The organism is Endozoicomonas euniceicola, assembly GCF_025562755.1.
GTDB classification, from domain to species: Bacteria; Pseudomonadota; Gammaproteobacteria; order Pseudomonadales; family Endozoicomonadaceae; genus Endozoicomonas_A; species Endozoicomonas_A euniceicola.
In genome coordinates this window covers 5,537,221-5,554,622 of the sequence record NZ_CP103300.1, presented here as the reverse complement: position 1 = coordinate 5,554,622, position 17,402 = coordinate 5,537,221, and the positions used below count along the sequence as shown (strand labels likewise).

At 48.0% G+C, this 17,402-nt stretch carries 18 protein-coding genes; 10 read left to right on the top strand and 8 right to left on the bottom strand.

Annotation, left to right across the window (positions count from 1 at the left end; translation table 11 throughout):
- Positions 1 to 240 precede the first annotated feature (240 nt).
- Together NX720_RS22565 and NX720_RS22560 are read left to right on the top strand one after the other, a co-directional pair.
- The gene (locus tag NX720_RS22565; RefSeq protein WP_262597689.1) at positions 241 to 879 is read left to right on the top strand and encodes a CoA pyrophosphatase; all 639 of its coding nucleotides are present in this window, start codon (positions 241 to 243) and stop codon (positions 877 to 879) included.
- Between the two features lie 230 nt (positions 880 to 1,109).
- Positions 1,110 to 2,642, top strand: a complete 1,533-nt coding sequence (locus NX720_RS22560) for a hypothetical protein (RefSeq protein WP_262597687.1) — start codon at positions 1,110 to 1,112, stop codon at positions 2,640 to 2,642.
- 134 nt (positions 2,643 to 2,776) lie between these two features.
- Here the strand turns inward: NX720_RS22560 and NX720_RS22555 are convergent, their stop codons facing one another.
- The 5 genes from NX720_RS22555 to NX720_RS22535 form a co-directional block, all read right to left on the bottom strand.
- Positions 2,777 to 4,120: a hypothetical protein gene (locus NX720_RS22555; protein ID WP_262597686.1), complete on the bottom strand. Its 1,344-nt coding sequence runs from the start codon at positions 4,118 to 4,120 to the stop codon at positions 2,777 to 2,779.
- A gap of 296 nt (positions 4,121 to 4,416) precedes the next feature.
- Complete coding sequence (locus NX720_RS22550; RefSeq protein ID WP_262597685.1) at positions 4,417 to 5,139, bottom strand: hypothetical protein; 723 nt, start codon at positions 5,137 to 5,139, stop codon at positions 4,417 to 4,419.
- Positions 5,140 to 5,159: 20 nt separating this feature from the next.
- Positions 5,160 to 5,645: a GNAT family N-acetyltransferase gene (locus NX720_RS22545; protein ID WP_262597684.1), complete on the bottom strand. Its 486-nt coding sequence runs from the start codon at positions 5,643 to 5,645 to the stop codon at positions 5,160 to 5,162.
- 91 nt (positions 5,646 to 5,736) lie between these two features.
- Positions 5,737 to 6,987 (bottom strand): HlyC/CorC family transporter, encoded by a 1,251-nt coding sequence (locus NX720_RS22540; protein ID WP_262597682.1) that lies wholly within the window; start codon positions 6,985 to 6,987, stop codon positions 5,737 to 5,739.
- 90 nt (positions 6,988 to 7,077) lie between these two features.
- Positions 7,078 to 7,899, bottom strand: coding sequence for a cytochrome C assembly family protein (locus tag NX720_RS22535; protein ID WP_262597680.1), 822 nt, complete (start codon positions 7,897 to 7,899; stop codon positions 7,078 to 7,080).
- A 155-nt stretch (positions 7,900 to 8,054) separates the two neighbouring features.
- On the opposite strand from NX720_RS22535, the gene ffh reads away from it, so the two are divergent.
- The gene (gene ffh, locus NX720_RS22530; protein ID WP_262597678.1) at positions 8,055 to 9,461 is read left to right on the top strand and encodes a signal recognition particle protein; all 1,407 of its coding nucleotides are present in this window, start codon (positions 8,055 to 8,057) and stop codon (positions 9,459 to 9,461) included.
- 78 nt (positions 9,462 to 9,539) lie between these two features.
- On the opposite strand, the gene NX720_RS22525 is transcribed toward ffh, so the two are convergent.
- Together NX720_RS22525 and NX720_RS22520 are read right to left on the bottom strand one after the other, a co-directional pair.
- Positions 9,540 to 10,487, bottom strand: a complete 948-nt coding sequence (locus NX720_RS22525; protein ID WP_262597676.1) for a hypothetical protein — start codon at positions 10,485 to 10,487, stop codon at positions 9,540 to 9,542.
- A 204-nt stretch (positions 10,488 to 10,691) separates the two neighbouring features.
- Complete coding sequence (locus NX720_RS22520; protein ID WP_262597674.1) at positions 10,692 to 11,543, bottom strand: S1 family serine peptidase; 852 nt, start codon at positions 11,541 to 11,543, stop codon at positions 10,692 to 10,694.
- 38 nt (positions 11,544 to 11,581) lie between these two features.
- Between NX720_RS22520 and NX720_RS22515 the strand changes: the two genes are divergently transcribed.
- The 5 genes from NX720_RS22515 to rplS all read left to right on the top strand — a co-directional run bounded on the left by NX720_RS22515 (position 11,582) and on the right by rplS (position 14,237).
- On the top strand, positions 11,582 to 11,890 hold the full coding sequence (locus NX720_RS22515) for a hypothetical protein (protein ID WP_262597672.1): 309 nt from the start codon (positions 11,582 to 11,584) through the stop codon (positions 11,888 to 11,890).
- A 321-nt stretch (positions 11,891 to 12,211) separates the two neighbouring features.
- Entirely contained in the window at positions 12,212 to 12,460 is a 249-nt protein-coding gene (rpsP, locus tag NX720_RS22510) for a 30S ribosomal protein S16 (protein WP_262568656.1), read from the top strand.
- A gap of 24 nt (positions 12,461 to 12,484) precedes the next feature.
- Entirely contained in the window at positions 12,485 to 13,042 is a 558-nt protein-coding gene (rimM, locus tag NX720_RS22505) for a ribosome maturation factor RimM (protein ID WP_262597670.1), read from the top strand.
- A 42-nt stretch (positions 13,043 to 13,084) separates the two neighbouring features.
- Positions 13,085 to 13,837, top strand: coding sequence for a tRNA (guanosine(37)-N1)-methyltransferase TrmD (gene trmD / locus NX720_RS22500; RefSeq protein ID WP_262601633.1), 753 nt, complete (start codon positions 13,085 to 13,087; stop codon positions 13,835 to 13,837).
- 46 nt (positions 13,838 to 13,883) lie between these two features.
- Positions 13,884 to 14,237, top strand: coding sequence for a 50S ribosomal protein L19 (gene rplS / locus NX720_RS22495; RefSeq protein WP_262568205.1), 354 nt, complete (start codon positions 13,884 to 13,886; stop codon positions 14,235 to 14,237).
- A gap of 150 nt (positions 14,238 to 14,387) precedes the next feature.
- Here rplS and NX720_RS22490 read toward each other — a convergent pair whose 3' ends face one another.
- On the bottom strand, positions 14,388 to 15,014 hold the full coding sequence (locus NX720_RS22490; RefSeq protein WP_262597668.1) for a hypothetical protein: 627 nt from the start codon (positions 15,012 to 15,014) through the stop codon (positions 14,388 to 14,390).
- Between the two features lie 466 nt (positions 15,015 to 15,480).
- On the opposite strand from NX720_RS22490, the gene xerD reads away from it, so the two are divergent.
- Both xerD and NX720_RS22480 read left to right on the top strand, forming a co-directional pair.
- Positions 15,481 to 16,386: a site-specific tyrosine recombinase XerD gene (xerD, locus tag NX720_RS22485; protein WP_262597667.1), complete on the top strand. Its 906-nt coding sequence runs from the start codon at positions 15,481 to 15,483 to the stop codon at positions 16,384 to 16,386.
- Positions 16,387 to 16,531: 145 nt separating this feature from the next.
- Positions 16,532 to 17,386, top strand: a complete 855-nt coding sequence (locus NX720_RS22480; protein WP_262597665.1) for a DsbC family protein — start codon at positions 16,532 to 16,534, stop codon at positions 17,384 to 17,386.
- Positions 17,387 to 17,402 lie beyond the last annotated feature (16 nt).

The following is a 17,402-nucleotide window of genomic DNA, read 5'->3' as shown; positions in this document are numbered from 1 at the left end:
TCCTTCATCACTCTTTCATTTCACATTAAAACGAGGAGCTCTTGCTTGTCTATAGACAGAAACATAAAGCGGCATCATAAAAAACAGGACATTTCAAAAGACTGTGTTAGTATCAAAAGGTATCGCTGTAAAGCATCTTTTTCATATCACACAGAATGCGAACGGTAATTCTGAAACAAAGGTGTTTTGATTTTTGATGGGAATAATAACAAACACGGACCACTATCGCATTGATAACGTATGCTTAGAGATTTAGAACAAAGGTTCCAGAGTTACCCCTACAGAAGCCTGAATACCAACCTGCCACAAGCAGCCGTTCTTATTCCTCTGGTCAAACAAAAAACCGGCTTCCACCTGATACTGACCCGACGCGCTTCTCATATGAACACGCATAGCGGTGAAGTGGCCTTTCCCGGAGGGAAAAAGGACACAACAGATACCGACCTGTTATCCACCGCTCTAAGAGAATCCTGGGAAGAAATTCACCTTGAGCCACAGTTGGTACGCATCGTTGGACGATGCAGCAGTGTTGTATCCCGCTACGGTCTGGAAGTCACACCTTTTGTAGGCATCATTTCGCAAACGCCAGAGCTCAGCGCCAATACCGATGAGCTGGACAGGATATTCACTGTCCCTCTGGAGTTTCTGCTGAATCCAAAGAATCTGAAAACCCACCTATGGCAAATGAGCGACCACACTTATCAGATGCCTTTCTTCAGCTATGGAGAATACCGCGTCTGGGGATTGACGGCCATTATGCTGGCTGAATGTCTCAATATCGGTTTTGATGCCAGCATTCCACTGGATGTTCCTCACTTCGACAGTGATTATGGCCTGCGCCCCCGACAACCAGTAAAACCATCGGTTTCTCAGTCCTGATCTTGAAGCTGTTTCAAAGCAAGTTGTGATGACTTTCCAGAACTTGCTTTACTGTGTGATGTCGCAAAAAGTTCGTTTAACACTAAACTTGTAGCCTGTTAACCCGAACTGATGTAAACACTATGAACGCTGTTCAATTCTTCAGGTTCTTTTGGTTATTGGCGCTTACATTAGCACTCACTCCCCCTGCTGCTTTTGCGTTGCCCCCTCATAACACATGCGCTAATTCCATGACGAGCCTTCATATCCTAGGCCAAACTGACACATCCGATGATGAATACGACAAAATGCAAAACGACCGATCTGAAAAGGTTGGTCTGGCCTTATCCGGTGGCGGCTCACGCGCCTTAGTTTTGCTTGAAGCCCTGAGCAGGTTGATGCAGCCCCCTTACAGAAAACATATTTCCCGAGCTTCAGCCTCATCCGGCGGTGCATGGGCCATTACCTCAACATTTATGCAAACTTCCGATAAGTTTGAAACTTTTCTGGGCTCGCCATGCAGTAACCTTGAGCAACTTTACTGGGACGACACGGAAAAAGAACCCGGAACTACGAACATTGCCAAAATAAGCCCTAAACGTCTTGCCAGCGTCGCTCAACGTCTGGACTATAACTCCGCCTTCCACTCATTTTTCTGGCCTTTGAAATTTAAAATCCCTCCCTTTCCCGGATACCCTGGATGGAGTCACTATCTGTCACAAGCATTGTTAAAACCGTTTGACCTGAATGCCTCCAGCAAATTTACTCACTCATCATTTCCAAGCCTGAAGAACCGGACTGAACTAATTATCAATGCCTACCTGGAAGGCCGTAATGATGAAAAAATACCTTTTGAAATGACGCCAGAAACCGTAGGTGGTGCCAAAACTGCCTTTAAGGAAGGGGCATTTACATTTCCACCCTGCGGATTTAACAGGGAAATGCCACCCCAGGAGCTGAAATGTCTGAATGGATACTGTTCGATTAAACTGGGCGAAGGGGAAGGGTTGAATGTTGCAGACGCTATGGCCACCACGGGCGCAAATTATATTGACACATTCCCGTTCTACATCAAGCTCAAGGGATTATTTTCATACCGCTTATTTGCACCACGCTTTGCTTATCCGGAGATTGACGAACAACATAAAACGGTCAAGTCATCCACCCGAATCTTTGCGGACAGCGGTAACGAGGATTTTGTCAGCATCATGCCATTACTGCGTAGGGGCCAGAAAAAAATCATAGCTTTCGTGCATACTGGTATCCCGTTAAAAAGAGGTCAGTCTGGCATCATAGGAATGGAAAAAGTCATTCCCGCTTACTTCGGAATTGTGCCTGATGAATCTGCAGAAAAAACAAATTACGAGGAAGATACCCGCGAAAGCCAGGATTGCAGCATCCTTAGCTCAAGAAACAAAGTGTTCGCCAGCCATCACTATCAACTACTGGCCGAAGGACTATGGAACAAAAAAGAGATCGGTCAAGCCATTGTCTACAAGCAAGAAAACCTGACTGTTTTAGAAAATAACTGTTACGGCATTCCCGGAGGTACAAGCGTTGATATAGTCTGGATATACAACGATGTACCAAAAGGCTGGTTCGACAGGCTACAACCTGCGCTCAAATCAAAAATAGAGAGCGATGAGTCATTTAAATTATTCCCTCATTACGGCTTTAAAGAGCTGCATCTGTCGCCTCCCGTTGCCAATATGATGTCAGCACTGGCGAAGTGGACCATCGAAAACTCAGAAGACCAGTGGGGGACATTTTTTCGAACAAAATAGCCATACAAACCAGCATGCAAGAAAAGCGAAGGTCTGGCTACTTCCAGACCTTCGGTAAGTTATAAAGCAAGGGTGAAATAAACCTGCGGAATTCACCCTGATTCAGAACTTTCTGTTTCTGGATAGCCGTATCACTATAGTGAAAACGTGTGTGCTATTAATACCATTAACACGGGAACTGTCAGCAACAAGGAGATTCCCACACCAGAAGCAGCATTGCTATAATGCCAATCCACATTGTGATAGATATCAACTTCTCGAATTTTTGTTAACAGATTAATCCTTGAGCCATCAATCCCATACTTTAATAAATGGCCACCTTCATTATCGTAAGAAATATGCTCTGGTTTCAGACTGAGATTCAGCACTGCCACAACGCGCTTGCCTTTATCCTTTATAAGAATCTGGGAAGCTGCCAAATCTGGCATTTCCGTTGGAATAGCCTCATTCGTATTTTGACCTTTAGTTGTTGAGCTGCCGCTAAACAAATAAACGGTAGGGCTAGCTGAAATTTCCGAAGCCGTAGTTGTGTCGGTAGTTGCATAGGCAGTTGTATCAGTAGTTGCATCAGTAGTTGTATAGGCAGTTGTATCGGTAGTTGAATCACCAGTTGTATAGGCAGTTGTATCAGTAGTTGCATCGGTAGTTGTATAAGACACACTGGTTGTTTTTGGCATGGAAAAAGATGTCATTGCTTCGTCAGGTTTCCATACGACTTCAACCGTATAACTTTCATCGGCATTCAGCATTAGAACTGGCTTAAAGTTTTTTTTGCGAATGCTGACTAAAGGTAAGGTTGGAGCAATAGTTGGCTTCAGGGTATAGGTATTAACAAGATCACCCTCGTCATCCTCATAATAACCTACATAGATATTCGAAGAATCAGGGTCGTTAACAAAGAGCAAATGAAACAGCTTTCGCGCCAGAGAACTTCTGAGCGAAAACAATAAAAAATTCGATGGATTTTTCTTAAACAGGACTGTAGATGTAATTTTGGCTCTATGATGATTATTCCGAATAAAGCTGGGAACTGGTGTTATTCTGAGAGAAGTGTTCTTACTGGTAGTTAGAGAGTAACCCTTACCGACTGGTTCTACTTTAAGCTGTTTGCCTGCTGATTTGATATATTGCCTGACGCCAACAAAAGTTCGATAGGTACTACCCGACCAGTGACTCTTGGGATGTCTGCCCCCAGACGAGTGGCTCTTGTAGCCGCCGCTCTTATAGCCACCGCCGCTACTCCTGCCACCGCCCCCGCCTCTACCCCCCCCTACTCCACGAGCCTCTCGTTTGACCCTGTCTGTCAGGATGTCAATATCTTCATTAAAATCATCAGGCGCTGAATCAATATCCTCACTGAAGAGCATATCAGGAAGATCCGGTTCGAACTCTTCAGCGTGAACCCACAAAGAAAAAGAAAGAGAAAGAGAAAGTATAACGCCAACAAATGCAAAAGTGCCTTTCAAGTGCATTCTCATCTTGAATCCTATATAAACTTCGGAAGTATTGACTTACCTCGCTTATCAGTCAGATTTTATTGTCCATCTGAAAAGCTCAACGAAGCATAGCAGCTCTATTTTTGAAGGGATGAAAGAGTAGTCAATTTGTCTGGCGTCTTTTCAGATTTGAACAGCCCCGCAGAAATGCGGTGTTCGTAAATCAGATGTATGATTCAGTATATCCCACTGTTAAGGCATATCAGCCTCTTTCTGGCCAGAGGCTTATGGTTTCACAATGAAACTCAATGTGGCGGGGAATGGGTTGCTTTAAACATTCAGAGCTTCCAGATCACACGATAAGGCATAAAACCTAACTTACGCTTGAATCGCTTCAGGTTCTCACTGGCACCATAATATTTATCGTAAACATAATAGACAGTGTGAGGGTAATGCTGGTAACGGTATTCAGCGATACCTGAAAAAAGATAGGGCACCAACCCGTCAGATTTGTATTTATCATGACCAAAAAACGTCGCATTCAGTAGCATTTCCCCTGCCACAAGACAGCCTGCGTAAGCCAATAGCTTATCGTCCTTCAGTACGCCAAAATACGGATAATCATGAACATTGGTCTTTGAAGGAGGGTTTCTTATAGGCTTTAACTCACCCTTGAGCAACTCATCAGGCATTTTTCCCTGGCGCACCGGGGTCGACTGGTGAATTTCCTGAATATCAGCAAGATAATCGTTATAGTTTATTTTCTCAAACCGGTAGCCATTTCGAATCGCTTTTTTTATATTGCGGCGGGCTGAGCCTTCAATGCTTTTTAACCATTCTTCATGACTGTCCGGAAAAGGATTAACCGCTACGCCATACTCAAGAAAACCGACAAGTGGGAATTTAGGGTGAGGTCGTTTGGCATCCTTGTAAAAGTCTTCAGCCACTCTCTGGAAGAACGGGTCATTATCAGCACCCGCTTGCTCTCCCATCAAATCAATAGTGATCTTCGGAATCTGTCTCGCTTCATTGACCATGTTCCATATTTTTTTCAAATTCATAACAAGACCCTCTTTCATCCTCAGGACTCATAGGCGTCGATGGCTTCACCAAATCCCAGTTTTTCTATAGCTCTCAGCATGGGCTTATTGGTGACTTGAGTATCAATATAAAACGTCTCATAACCTTTGAGGTACATGGCATGAATGGCATGGCGTATTGACCGTGTCGCCAGATTTCTGCCCCGTAGTTTTTCTTCAGTCCACACCGAACCAATAACAACGTCCCTGTCCGAAACGGAGTAAAATCGACAGAACCCGATAGCCAAAGTGCCACAAGCAGCCACAGAGCCTTCAACTGAAAGATAATAAAAGACTCTGTTGCCCATAAAAGACTTAAGGAATGTTTTGACGGATTCTTTCAATCCAAAGTGTCGGAAAAGAGCCATAAAGTTCAATAAAAAAGCGCCCGGAGAGTCAATTAAAGTAAAATCCTTACTGCCTTCCGGGCATTTGTAGTCCTGCAACCGCTCATCTGACAGTGACAGCTTAAAGATCAGTTCCCGCATTATCTCACCTGGCAAAGCGCTTTTTCATCTTATGTATCTGCCAGAGAGGAGGTCGCTTTAGGGGTAACATTTTTTGCTTTTCGCTGTCTGGCTACTTCCAGACCTTCACCGACTTCACCCGGTTATCCTTCACCAGCATGATTTCCAGCTTATAGCTTCCGACTTTAAGACAGACACTGGAATCAGGAATGGTTTCCATCTCTTCAGTAATCAAACCATTCAAGGTACGGGCTTCTTCCGTCGGTAAAGTCCAGCCCAGCGCCCGGTTGATATCACGCAGCGACGCCGACCCATCAATAATATAAGTGCCATCATCCTGAGGCGTAATATCCTGGCTGCTGTCAGACACGTCGGTGGTAAAGTCGCCAACAATCTCTTCCAGAATATCTTCCAGTGTGATGAGTCCGAGAATATCACCGTATTCATCCACCACCAGCGCAACCCGCTCTTTGGTTTGCTGGAAATTAAACAGCTGAGTGTGCAAAGGCGTGCTTTCCGGCACATAATAAGGCTCGATGGTTTCCTGCATCAGCGTTGCCTTATTGACCTCTTCCTGACTCAGAAGGCGGGCGACCTTGCGCATATGCAACATTCCTACGATGTTGTTCACATCACCCCGGAATACCGGCAGCCGCGTGTGTTGAGTGTCGTGTAGCTGATCAATGATATCTTTAATATCATCATCCAGATCAATACCCACCACCTCATTGCGCGGCACCATAATGTCATCGACCCGAACCTTTTCCAGGTCCAGAATTCCCAGCAACATACCACGACGTTTCTGAGGCAGTAACATACCAGGGTCGTTCACCAGGGTACGCAGTTCTTCTGCATTCAGCTGGTCCTGACTGCTTTGACCCGGCTTAATACCAAAAGGCCTCAGCAACATACCGCAAATCCAGTTGAGCGCAACCACTGCCGGATATAACAACTTCAACAATGGTGCCAGAACAATCGATGCAGGGAACGCCACCCGTTCAGGAAACATGGCAGCCAGGGTTTTAGGCGTCACCTCACCAAAAATCAGAACCACCAGCGTCAAACCAAAGGTGGCGATAGCGATACCGCTGTCGCCCCAGATACGCGTTGCGATCACGGTAGCCAGCGCCGAAGCGAGAATATTAACGAAATTATTGCCGATCAAAATCATCCCGATCAGACGATCAGGACGATCAAGCAGGCGATGGGTTCGTTTGGCTGCGCCATGGCCTTTACGCACCAGATGCCGCAGGCGATAGCGATTAATCGCCATCATGCCGGTTTCAGAACTGGAAAAAAAAGCAGAAAACAGCAGCAGGACAATAAGAATGCCCACCAGAACACTCAGGGATGCTTCACTCAAGGGGGATAACGCCTCGTTTATAGATGATTTAACCGGTCTGTATTTTAACGTCGGAATGACAAAAAATGCAGCCCTGCCAGAACTGACTATTCAGGTATTTGTCAGCAACAATTCAACAACCAGGTGCCAGCCAAAGTAGGCCACCATCAACATGACCAGACCAGCAACCGTCCAGCGCATGGCGGTCTGACCTCGCCAGCCATAGAGTTTCCGTCCAATCAAAAGGATGACAAACAACACCCATGCCAGAATCGACAGAATCGTTTTATGGAGAATACGGGTCGCAAACATATCATCCATAAACAAAAATCCAGACACTAACGCCAGCGTCAGCAGAATCAATCCTACCGCGACATACTCAAACAGCAATTTTTCCATGGTTTGCAGAGGCGGCAGCGCCTGCATGATTTTACGGCGATTGTGTTGTTTAAGCTGCCGCTCCTGATAGGAGAGCATTAATGCCTGAAACGCTGCCACCATCAAAATTCCGTAAGCCAGAACAGACAGTAGTACATGGGTCACCATCATAGAGGGCGGTCGCCAGACAATATGGTCAACCGGCGCCAGCCAGGCCAGCAGCACCGTTAACAGAGTAAAAGGAAGAATCAGCAGAAAAAGGCTTTCCGAAGGCTTGCGCAGGCTGCTGAACAGCACCACCAGGGTCACCATCAGAGAGCTCAGGGAGGCTATATTAAACAAGCCCAGGTTGATGCCATCCGGCCCGTGCAGCAAAAGATACAGGGCAACCGCCTGAAAAACCGCCCCGGCAGCCGTTGCAGCCAGCACCATTTGGCGAGACCCGGACTGGCTGAAGACCCTGCGTCCCTGAGTCACAGCCCCCAGACAATAAAACACAAACGCCCCGATACTCGCCAGCATAACATTCATTTCGCCCGTGACACCCTCAACCATGCGGTATTGTTATCGGGTGAGTGTGTCACATGTCAGGATAAGACTCAATTAACAGGACTCTGCCCCTTTCAGCCCAAATTTGGATATAATGCACAACAACTTGCTTCACACCTTCTATGAGTCACCTTCTTAAACAGTGGCTCCGGGAATACAGAATGTTTGAAAATTTAACCGAACGCCTGTCGCAAACGTTAAAAAGCGTCACCGGCAAGGCCAGGCTGTCTGAAGACAATATTAAAGAAACCCTGCGCGAAGTGCGCATGGCGCTGCTGGAAGCGGACGTTGCCCTGCCAGTGGTCAAAGAATTCATTAATCGCATCAAGGAGCGTGCGATTGGTCAGGAAGTTCAGGCCAGCCTGAGTCCCGGCCAGGCGTTTGTCAAAATCGTTCAGGCTGAACTGATCGAGGTGATGGGCGCAGCTAACGACGAGCTGAACCTGTCGACCCAGCCTCCGGCAGTCATCCTGATGGCCGGTCTCCAAGGTGCGGGTAAAACCACTTCTGTCGCCAAACTGTCCAAATTCCTGAAAGAACGCCACAAGAAAAAGGTCATGGTGGTGTCTGCCGACGTCTACCGTCCGGCTGCGATCAAACAGCTCGAAACCCTGGCCGGTGAAGTCGGCGTTGGCTTCTTCCCGTCCGACATCCAGCAAAAGCCTGTGGATATCGCCAACGCTGCGATTCAGGAAGCCCGCATTGGTCATTACGACGTACTGATTGTCGATACCGCTGGTCGTTTGCATATCGACAGCGAGATGATGGACGAGATCCAGTCTCTGCACTCAGCCATCAATCCGGTAGAGACTCTGTTTGTGGTGGATGCCATGACAGGTCAGGACGCAGCCAACACCGCCAAGGCGTTTGGTGATGCCCTGCCACTGACGGGTGTCATCCTGACCAAGGCAGACGGTGATGCCCGTGGTGGTGCAGCCCTGTCCGTGCGCCACATCACCGGCAAGCCCATCAAGTTTATCGGTGTTGGTGAAAAAACCGATGCCCTGGACCCGTTCCACCCGGATCGTATTGCTTCACGAATTCTCGGTATGGGTGACGTTCTCTCCCTGATCGAAGAAGCAGAGCAAAAGCTTGATAAGAAAAAAGCCGACAAACTGGCGAGCAAGCTGAAAAAAGGCAAAGGCTTCGACCTCGAAGACTTCCGTGACCAGCTGCAACAAATGAAGAAAATGGGCGGTCTGGCTGGCGTGATGGACAAACTGCCGGGCATGCCGGGTATGCCTGGCAACATGCCTGGACAGATGGACAACAAGGTGTTTGTCCAGATGGAAGCCATTATCAACTCCATGACTCCGGCTGAACGCGCCAATCCGGACATCATGAACGGTTCCCGTAAAAAGCGTATCGCAGCAGGCTCCGGCACCCAGATTCAAGACATTAATCGCCTGATCAAACAGCACAAGCAAATGTCCAAGATGATGAAAAAGGTGTCCAGAAAAGGCGGCATGAACAAGTTGATGCGCGGACTGGGCGGCATGAAAGGGCAAATGCCAGGCGGCATGGGCGGCATGATGCCACCGGGCGGCGGTAAGAAGTTCCCTTTCTGATCAGCCAGAATGTTCAGGGTGAGAAAGCCGGGCATAAAATCCCGGCTTTTACTATGAAAATACAATCTGCGCCACGCCTCAGTTTACAGGCTCCAGTCTGATTTCTACGAGCTTGAACGCCCCCCCGTTACTCATCTGCTCACTATTTGAATCCACATAATCTGGAATCATACTGACCGATCTTTTGTATCGGATATTCTTTCTGAAGTTGTTAAATCCGGGCTTGGCAAAGCGGATGGCAGCCGAGTAGAAATTTATATTAACGTGGTTTTCAAGAGGTAGTTTCAGCAGTCCGGTCAAACGGGTCTCATATGGCTTGCCGGGATTTTCCCCAGGCGTGACAGTCAACGTTAAAGAGGATGTGTCAAGCTTCATATCGTCAGGTAATGTCTCTTCAAATTTTTTGTCGACCTTATTTAAAACACGTCGAAAGGCTAACCATTCCGCAGCCACCAACTTTATTTTATCGTCAGTGAATTTCGAAGGGTCCTTCTGGTCTGAAAGAGTCAGGCTGTAATTCATTGCCCCGGAGCCTAAATCATCTTGCTTGCTGAGCTTTGAGGTTTTGAAGGGTATATAGTGAACCTCACCATTCTGGACTTCCTGAAGCTTCAGAACCCCCCGAAAAAAAACTCCTTCAAGCTCACCGCCGGAGTGGCTGGCATTTTTATTCCTGAGTAGTGAGTCATCAACACAGAATTTCTCGATATCAGTGCCGACAGTATCGGATTTATAACGGATATAACTTGCAAGATTATAAGATTCAATGACAGAAATCACCGAAGCCGGGCTATCAAAAGCTCTAGCACCTTTAATCCTGTCATGGCAATATTCCTCACCACATACCACTTTCTCGGGGTTCCTGCCCTCAAAATAATCACAATAATCCGTATAATATTCCTTTGTCTTCCAGGACTCCAACTCAGAGCTGGTCGGCGAGCTGCCGCCAGATAGCGTCGCACAAAAGGCATTGCCGGAAAAAAAGGCCGAGGCCGCAATCATAAAAGGTAGAGAGACTGACTTCATCAGAACGTCACCACAAGTAACTAAGGGAATACTTACCGGTTCAATCGACTTGATATCAAGTCACAAACGATAATAGTTCGCATTCAAGTATTTGCAAACGGCATTTGTCGTTTGCCCCGTATCATCGAGTGCGTAGGCTGGGAAGAGTGCAACGTTTATGCTCTCCCAACCTACAAGTCAAAAGTAAAATAATGAAACGATGTACTAATCGGACTGCCTTATTGATGAGTCAGAATGACTGTTAAAGATCGCCGCTGCTTTCTCTCGCTGTCGCTTAGTAAGGGAATTCCAGACGTAGTCACACTCAACACCGTCTTCAAGAATACACCTTCCAAAGTGTTCAAAATGGGAAAGCCGCGCATAAACCCCTGGTTTTTGCCGCTTTGCACAGCGATCACCATGAGTAACAATACCAATCAGATACGCTTCTGCTTCTCCGGTTTTCGGATTTATTTTATTTTGAAACAGAGGGCCACCGCTGTCCCCATAGCAGGCATCTTTTTTATGCAGTACATTGCCTGCGCAAAGCTCAGAATCCGATAAACTGATAAGCCCCCGATCTTTATAGGGATTATACAATTCATTACATACTCTCCCAGATACCAGATTCAGGGAAGCGCATTGCAGACGATCCGGGTCAACATCCTTTCTGGCTTCTTTGCGCCCCCATCCACATACGTCTGCTTCAGGCTTTGTTAACTCGATGACATGGTCAGAAATATTGCTCCAGTCAATCTTTACCGGGGTGATATTGTCGACCGGCTTATCAAGCAGGATAAAAGCAATATCATTACGATTGCTCTCGTCCTTGTAGTCTGGATGACGCACATAGAGACGACTGGTTCTTACCATCACTTTATCTTCAGCAGTGTCCAGGAAAGAAATTTTGACAAATTTGCTCAACGCCTTTTCTTTGTTGCCATCCAGACAGTGCGCAGCCGTCATGGCCCAGGAACGATGAACCAGAACAGCAGAGCAACTAAAGTCTGACGTCTCCGCGTATTTTTTTATCTTTAAAACAGAAGGCAGAACGCCAGTTGAAACAGAACTCTTCAAAAAGGGAGTGGGGTTGGGGGTGGGGGTGGGAGTTGATAATGAAGACGGACTCGTGGTTGATAAAGCAGGAGCCGGTGAAGTTGCCAGTAATTGTGCTCGATCCCTCCTGCTTATCTGCTCCAGACCTGCCAGCCAGGGATAACGACTCCAGTTTGCAGGCTGTCCTCCAACAACACGCCGAACTCTGTGAGATGAATCTGCCGCTTCTTCTGTTACAGAGGAAAGAGCTGCGCTGTCATCAAAATGTACTGGTGCTCCATTCCCAGCTGTGGAAACAAAAAACAAGCCAGCCAGAATACAGGACAAATAATCTTGCCAACCGGTTAATACGGCATATCTTCTCATAATTAAAACCATACCTTTCATCAGTTATGTAGGGGCTAGGAGTCTATGCCAGCAAAAAGCAGGTATCAGATCATTTTGTTATTGAAACGGTATTTTTTTATCTTTCACCCTTCAGCTGCATTTTGCCGTCCTCTTTGCACCATTAATAAACCACTTCTGGTTGTCAGCATTGATTTTATTCCTTAGAATATGCGCCCTTTGCGATGGGGTTTACCCGTCATGGTGTTTTGTAGTTGCAGAAAATGCTTATTTCATAAGCAAAAGAAGCAAGCCAGAATACCGATGCAAAAGTTGCCGGACCACGATTACAGGAAACCCATTCCATGGTAACAATTCGTCTCGCTCGCGGCGGTTCCAAGAAGCGCCCATTTTACCACCTGACCGTAGCTGACAGCCGTAAGGCTAACAGCGGCCGTTTCATCGAGCGCGTAGGTTTCTTCAACCCTACTGCCCGTGGTCAGGAAGAGCGTCTGCGTGTAGACAACGAACGTGTTGAGTTCTGGCTGGGCCAGGGCGCAGGCATGTCCGATCGCGTAGCCCAGCTGGTTAAAGAAGCTCAGAAAGCTGCTTAATCCGCTGTTTGAAGGAATTTACCAGTGACAAAAGCTGCAGTTGAAGCATCCAGCAAGGGTCTTGTGACTCTGGGAAAAATCACTGCTGTATACGGGATCAAGGGTTGGGTAAAGGTGTATTCACACACGGACCCCATGACCAACATTCTGGATTACAAGCACTGGATTCTGGATCACAATGGTCGCCAGCAGACCATTGAAGTCGATCAGGGCCGCCGTCAGGCAAAGGGCCTGGTCGCGCACATCGCAGGCTGTGATGACCGGGATATCGCCCGCCAGTATTGTGGCGCCGAGATCAAGGTACACGCCAGCGAGCTGCCCGAGGCCGCCGATGATGAAATTTATTGGCATGAACTCGAAGGGCTGAATGTCATCACCCGCAGCGATGCAGGCGAAGACCTTCTTCTGGGCAGAGTCAGTCACCTGATGGAAACCGGAGCCAATGATGTTCTGGTGATTCGCCCCTGCCGGGGCAGCATCGACAAGTCCGAGCGCCTGGTGCCCTGGCTGGTCGATCAGGTGATTACAGAAGTGAACCCTGAAGCAGGGTTCATTCGGATTGACTGGGATCCGGAATTTTAACCCGTTATGGAACATCAAAACGATGACGCCATAACGGCAGATATGTGGTTCGGTGTGGTCACACTGTTTCCTGAAATGTTTCGCGCGATTACCGATCACGGTATTTCCGGGCGAGCCGTTAAAGAAGGCAGCGTAGCGGTAGAAACCTGGAATCCCCGGGACTTTACCCACGACAAACACCGGACTGTGGATGACCGACCTTATGGCGGTGGTCCCGGCATGTTGATGAAAATTCAACCTCTGCGTGACGCCATCCATGCAGCCAGACAGGCTGCTGGAACCGATGCCACAGTGATATACCTGTCTCCCCAGGGACGCCCGTTAGATCAGGCAGGGGTTCAGGAACTCGCCGCGAAAAAGCGGATCATTCTGGTAGCGGGGCGGTATGAAGGTATTGATGAGCGCGTAATCAACAACGAAATCGACGAGGAATGGTCGATTGGGGATTACGTATTAAGTGGTGGCGAACTCGCCTCCATGACCCTGATTGATGCAGTATCACGCTTTGTACCGGGCACCCTGGGTCATAAGGATTCCGCCCAAGAAGACTCCTTTGCGGACGGCCTTCTTGATTGCCCGCACTATACCCGTCCGGAAGTTTTCGAAGGACAGGCAGTGCCGGAAGTTCTGATGTCAGGCAACCACCAGCGGATTCGCGAATGGCGCCTGAAACAGTCTTTGGGCAGAACCTGGCTGCGACGCCCTGACCTGCTTGAAGGTCGTGAGCTGAGTGGCGAGGAAAAGAAATTACTCGCTGAGTTCCAGCGTGAACACAGTGAAGCCAGCAAGGGGTAAACCCCTTACTTGGCGGAAATCTTGACTATCGGGAGCAAAAGTTAAAATGAGCAAGAACAGAATTATTGAAGCGCTCGAAAACGAGCAAATGAACAAGGAAATCCCTGCCTTCGCACAGGGTGATACCGTTGTCGTACAAGTTAAGGTTAAAGAAGGCAACCGTGAGCGTCTGCAGGCGTTTGAAGGTGTTGTTATCGCTATCCGTAAGCGTGGCCTGAACTCTGCTTTCACCGTTCGTAAAATCTCCAGCGGTGTTGGCGTTGAGCGTGTATTCCAGACTTACAGCCCACTGATCGACTCCATCACTGTTAAGCGCCGTGGTGACGTTCGTCAAGCCAAGCTGTACTACCTGCGTGAGCGTAGCGGTAAGGCTGCTCGCATCAAGGAAAAGCTCAAGTAAGATCGCTTTGATCCCGGCTCAAACCGGGACCAGAAAAATCTTTATTTATTGTTCTGACAATCCGGCAACTTTTGTTAGACATCAAAAAAAGCGACTTCGGTCGCTTTTTTTATTACCAACATTCAGAAGCACCCCTGCATACCGGTAAAACTACAAGCTCGGCAAAAAAGAGGTAGTAAATGGATAAATATGACTGTCTAAAAGCTTTTTCAGCTGGTTTGCATTGATGACAGCATCAACGTCTGTCTGCCGGTTCAAAAGCCATTGAGCTCTTTCCCTAGCCTCGTGCCACATGCCTTTTTCATAGAGGCAGTACCCTTTGTAAAGCTGCAAACTGTCATAAATGAGTGGAGCGGACAATAGCTTACTGTCAAAAGCGTCAGCCGCATCTATACACTGATCAAATGCCCCTTCCCCATAGAGACAAATCACCTTGTAAAGCCTGGCCACAAATGAAGTGCTACCATCTTCATGCTGAATAGAATTCTCAGCGGCAACCCGGCATTGCTCAAACTGCCGCAGATGAGCCAGGCTTACGGACTTCGATTCCCAGGCACTTCGATGAATATTTCCGATATCTGGAAACTTCAAAGCGTTATCCGCAGCTATTATGCTTTCTTCAAATCGCTCCAGCCTTGTAAGCCCGATGGCCATGCTCGTATAGGCGGTGCCATGGGTGCCATAGCTACTGTCAGTGTCAGTCTCAGTGTCAGGATATTCCAGAACTTTATTTGCCAGTTTAACGCAAAGGGCAGAGTCTCTCACGTTACAAGCCATGACAGATCTTATAAGGTATGACTTTCCGTGACTGTTATTAATATTGGGTTGCTGTGTAGCCATTAACGCAGCATAAACGCTTTCATGAAATAATCCCTTGCTGTAGTAATCGTATACTTGATCTATGTACGAAGTTCCACAATCCCCTGACACACACAGTTCGTTTTGATCACTTTCCATTGCCGCACCTTGCAAGGCGAACAATAAAAAAGACAGAGACAGCAGAGATCGTGACAGGTTTTTCAGCATATCAGATACCTTTTTAATTTATACAGCTTTTAATTTATAGGGCTTTGCTTTTTATTAGTGGAGAGTTACGGTTTAGCCAATGAACCATTATTGACCAGTACTGAAAATCTGCTGATTTTTTTAATGAGCGACACCTGGAACGTTATTATTTGTCCGCATTTGCCTGCCGGCACAAAATTCCTATACCATCCACTCAATACACCAACCAGTCGAACCAATGCCTGCACCGCCTCAAACTAACGAACCTTTTACACCATTTCTTCAGCATCTCTGGCTGGAAAAAGGTCTGAGTGAGAATACCCGTTCGTCTTATCAACGTGACCTCAGACAATTTCAGGAATGGCTGCAGGAGCACCAACAAAAAACGGTGACTGAGGCAACCCGGGACAACCTCAGTGACTACCTGGCCTGGCGCTATGAGCAGCGCTACAAACCTGCTTCAACAGCCCGATGCCTGTCGAGCCTGCGTGGTTTTTATCGCTTCCTGCTCAGGGAGGGTGAGCTGGACAGGGACATCACGGCCAATATCGACCTGCCCAGACAAGGACGCTCACTCCCGAAAACCCTGACCGAATCCGATGTCGAAGCCCTGCTGAAGGCGCCGGACACTGACACGGCACTGGGCCTTCGTGACCGCTGCATGCTGGAGCTGCTTTACGCCTGTGGTTTACGAGTGTCAGAACTGGTAACTCTGACGATCGATCAGATCAACCTGCGGCAGGGCATTGTTCGAATCAGCGGCAAAGGTGGCAAAGAACGCTTAAGCCCAATGGGAGAAGAGGCGCTGACCTGGGTTCTGGAATATATGAAATGCGCCCGCCCCGGGCTGCTCAACATTAATGACAGCCCGGTCATGTTTCCGGGACGACGGGGCCAGCCCATGACCCGACAGACCTTCTGTTATCGGATCAAACACCACCAGCAGACAGCAGGCATAACAGCGGATGTTTCCCCCCATGTGTTACGTCACGCCTTCGCTACCCACCTGCTTAACCACGGTGCCGACCTGCGGGTGGTTCAATTACTGCTCGGACACAGCGATCTCTCTACCACCCAGATTTACACCCATGTCGCACGGCACCGGTTAGAAACACTTCACGCAAAGCACCACCCCCGGGGATGACAAAGCCTCAACAGCGGCTAAACTTCTGTGCCATACAATCCGATCAAACCTATTAGCAATAATGATTTAACCAACAACACTTTAACCAACAACAATCAAACCAGCCAAAAGGCCTGGATCAAAACAATAGCAACGAGGAACCCTCATGCGGCATAGCGCACTACTCCTTCTGGCTGGACTGATAGCCACACAGCCCCTTCTGGCACAAGATGAAACGGCTAAAAAGCCAGAAACAACGGCTGTTGCCCCTTACGACAAAGAGCTGGCAGAAATCCGTCAGGCGATAGAAATCCAGCTGAAGTCCCGTGACCCTAATATTCCTATCGAACGTGTCGAGCGAACCGAATGGCCAAATGTCTACATGGTCGTTCTGACTGGAGGACCGGTGCTCTATACCAGCCAGGACGGTCGCATGGTTCTCAGGGGCGATATGCTGCGACTGGAAGACGATGGTGGCATCACCAACATAACGGAAAGTGTTCGTAATACCGCCGTAGCCCAACAGCTGGACAAAATAAACCCTGCGGATATGATCACCTTCAAGCCCAAAGGCAACGTTAAAGGTGTCGCTTATGTGTTCACCGACGTTGATTGCGGTTACTGCCGAAAACTCCATCAGGAAGTGCAGGCAATGAATGATCTGGGTATAGAATTGCGCTACCTGGCCTTCCCGAGGGGTGGAGCAAAATCCCCGGCCTACAGCAAGATGGTCAACGCATGGTGCGCAAAAGATCGTAACAAGGCCATTTCTGATCTTAAAACCGGCAAAGATATACCAACCACGGCTGTTGCCAATGAAGGCGCACCACAACCGGAAGGCTCCTGCGGCGCACTGGTCGATCAGCAGTTTCAACTGGGGAATAAGCTTGGCGTCAATGGCACGCCGGCCATATTTCTGGAAGACGGCAGGGCTATTCCGGGTTACCGCCCTGCTGCCGAGCTAGCAAAAATCATGGGTATAACCAGCACTTCACCAGCTCTCCCCGAAGCCTCTCAATAATCGATAATTGCCCTGC

Excerpts from the sequence above, each read along its gene's own strand:
- NX720_RS22565 (WP_262597689.1), top strand. The coding sequence starts at position 241 with ATGCTTAGAGATTTAGAACAAAGGTTCCAGAGTTACCCCTACAGAAGC.
- NX720_RS22560 (WP_262597687.1), top strand. The coding sequence starts at position 1,110 with ATGACGAGCCTTCATATCCTAGGCCAAACTGACACATCCGATGATGAA.
- NX720_RS22555 (WP_262597686.1), bottom strand. The coding sequence starts at position 4,120 with ATGAGAATGCACTTGAAAGGCACTTTTGCATTTGTTGGCGTTATACTT.
- NX720_RS22550 (WP_262597685.1), bottom strand. The coding sequence starts at position 5,139 with ATGAATTTGAAAAAAATATGGAACATGGTCAATGAAGCGAGACAGATT.
- NX720_RS22545 (WP_262597684.1), bottom strand. The coding sequence starts at position 5,645 with ATGCGGGAACTGATCTTTAAGCTGTCACTGTCAGATGAGCGGTTGCAG.
- NX720_RS22535 (WP_262597680.1), bottom strand. The coding sequence starts at position 7,899 with ATGGTTGAGGGTGTCACGGGCGAAATGAATGTTATGCTGGCGAGTATC.
- ffh (WP_262597678.1), top strand. The coding sequence starts at position 8,055 with ATGTTTGAAAATTTAACCGAACGCCTGTCGCAAACGTTAAAAAGCGTC.
- NX720_RS22525 (WP_262597676.1), bottom strand. The coding sequence starts at position 10,487 with ATGAAGTCAGTCTCTCTACCTTTTATGATTGCGGCCTCGGCCTTTTTT.
- NX720_RS22515 (WP_262597672.1), top strand. The coding sequence starts at position 11,582 with ATGAAGACGGACTCGTGGTTGATAAAGCAGGAGCCGGTGAAGTTGCCA.
- rpsP (WP_262568656.1), top strand. The coding sequence starts at position 12,212 with ATGGTAACAATTCGTCTCGCTCGCGGCGGTTCCAAGAAGCGCCCATTT.
- trmD (WP_262601633.1), top strand. The coding sequence starts at position 13,085 with ATGTGGTTCGGTGTGGTCACACTGTTTCCTGAAATGTTTCGCGCGATT.
- rplS (WP_262568205.1), top strand. The coding sequence starts at position 13,884 with ATGAGCAAGAACAGAATTATTGAAGCGCTCGAAAACGAGCAAATGAAC.
- NX720_RS22490 (WP_262597668.1), bottom strand. The coding sequence starts at position 15,014 with ATGGCTTGTAACGTGAGAGACTCTGCCCTTTGCGTTAAACTGGCAAAT.
- xerD (WP_262597667.1), top strand. The coding sequence starts at position 15,481 with ATGCCTGCACCGCCTCAAACTAACGAACCTTTTACACCATTTCTTCAG.
- NX720_RS22480 (WP_262597665.1), top strand. The coding sequence starts at position 16,532 with ATGCGGCATAGCGCACTACTCCTTCTGGCTGGACTGATAGCCACACAG.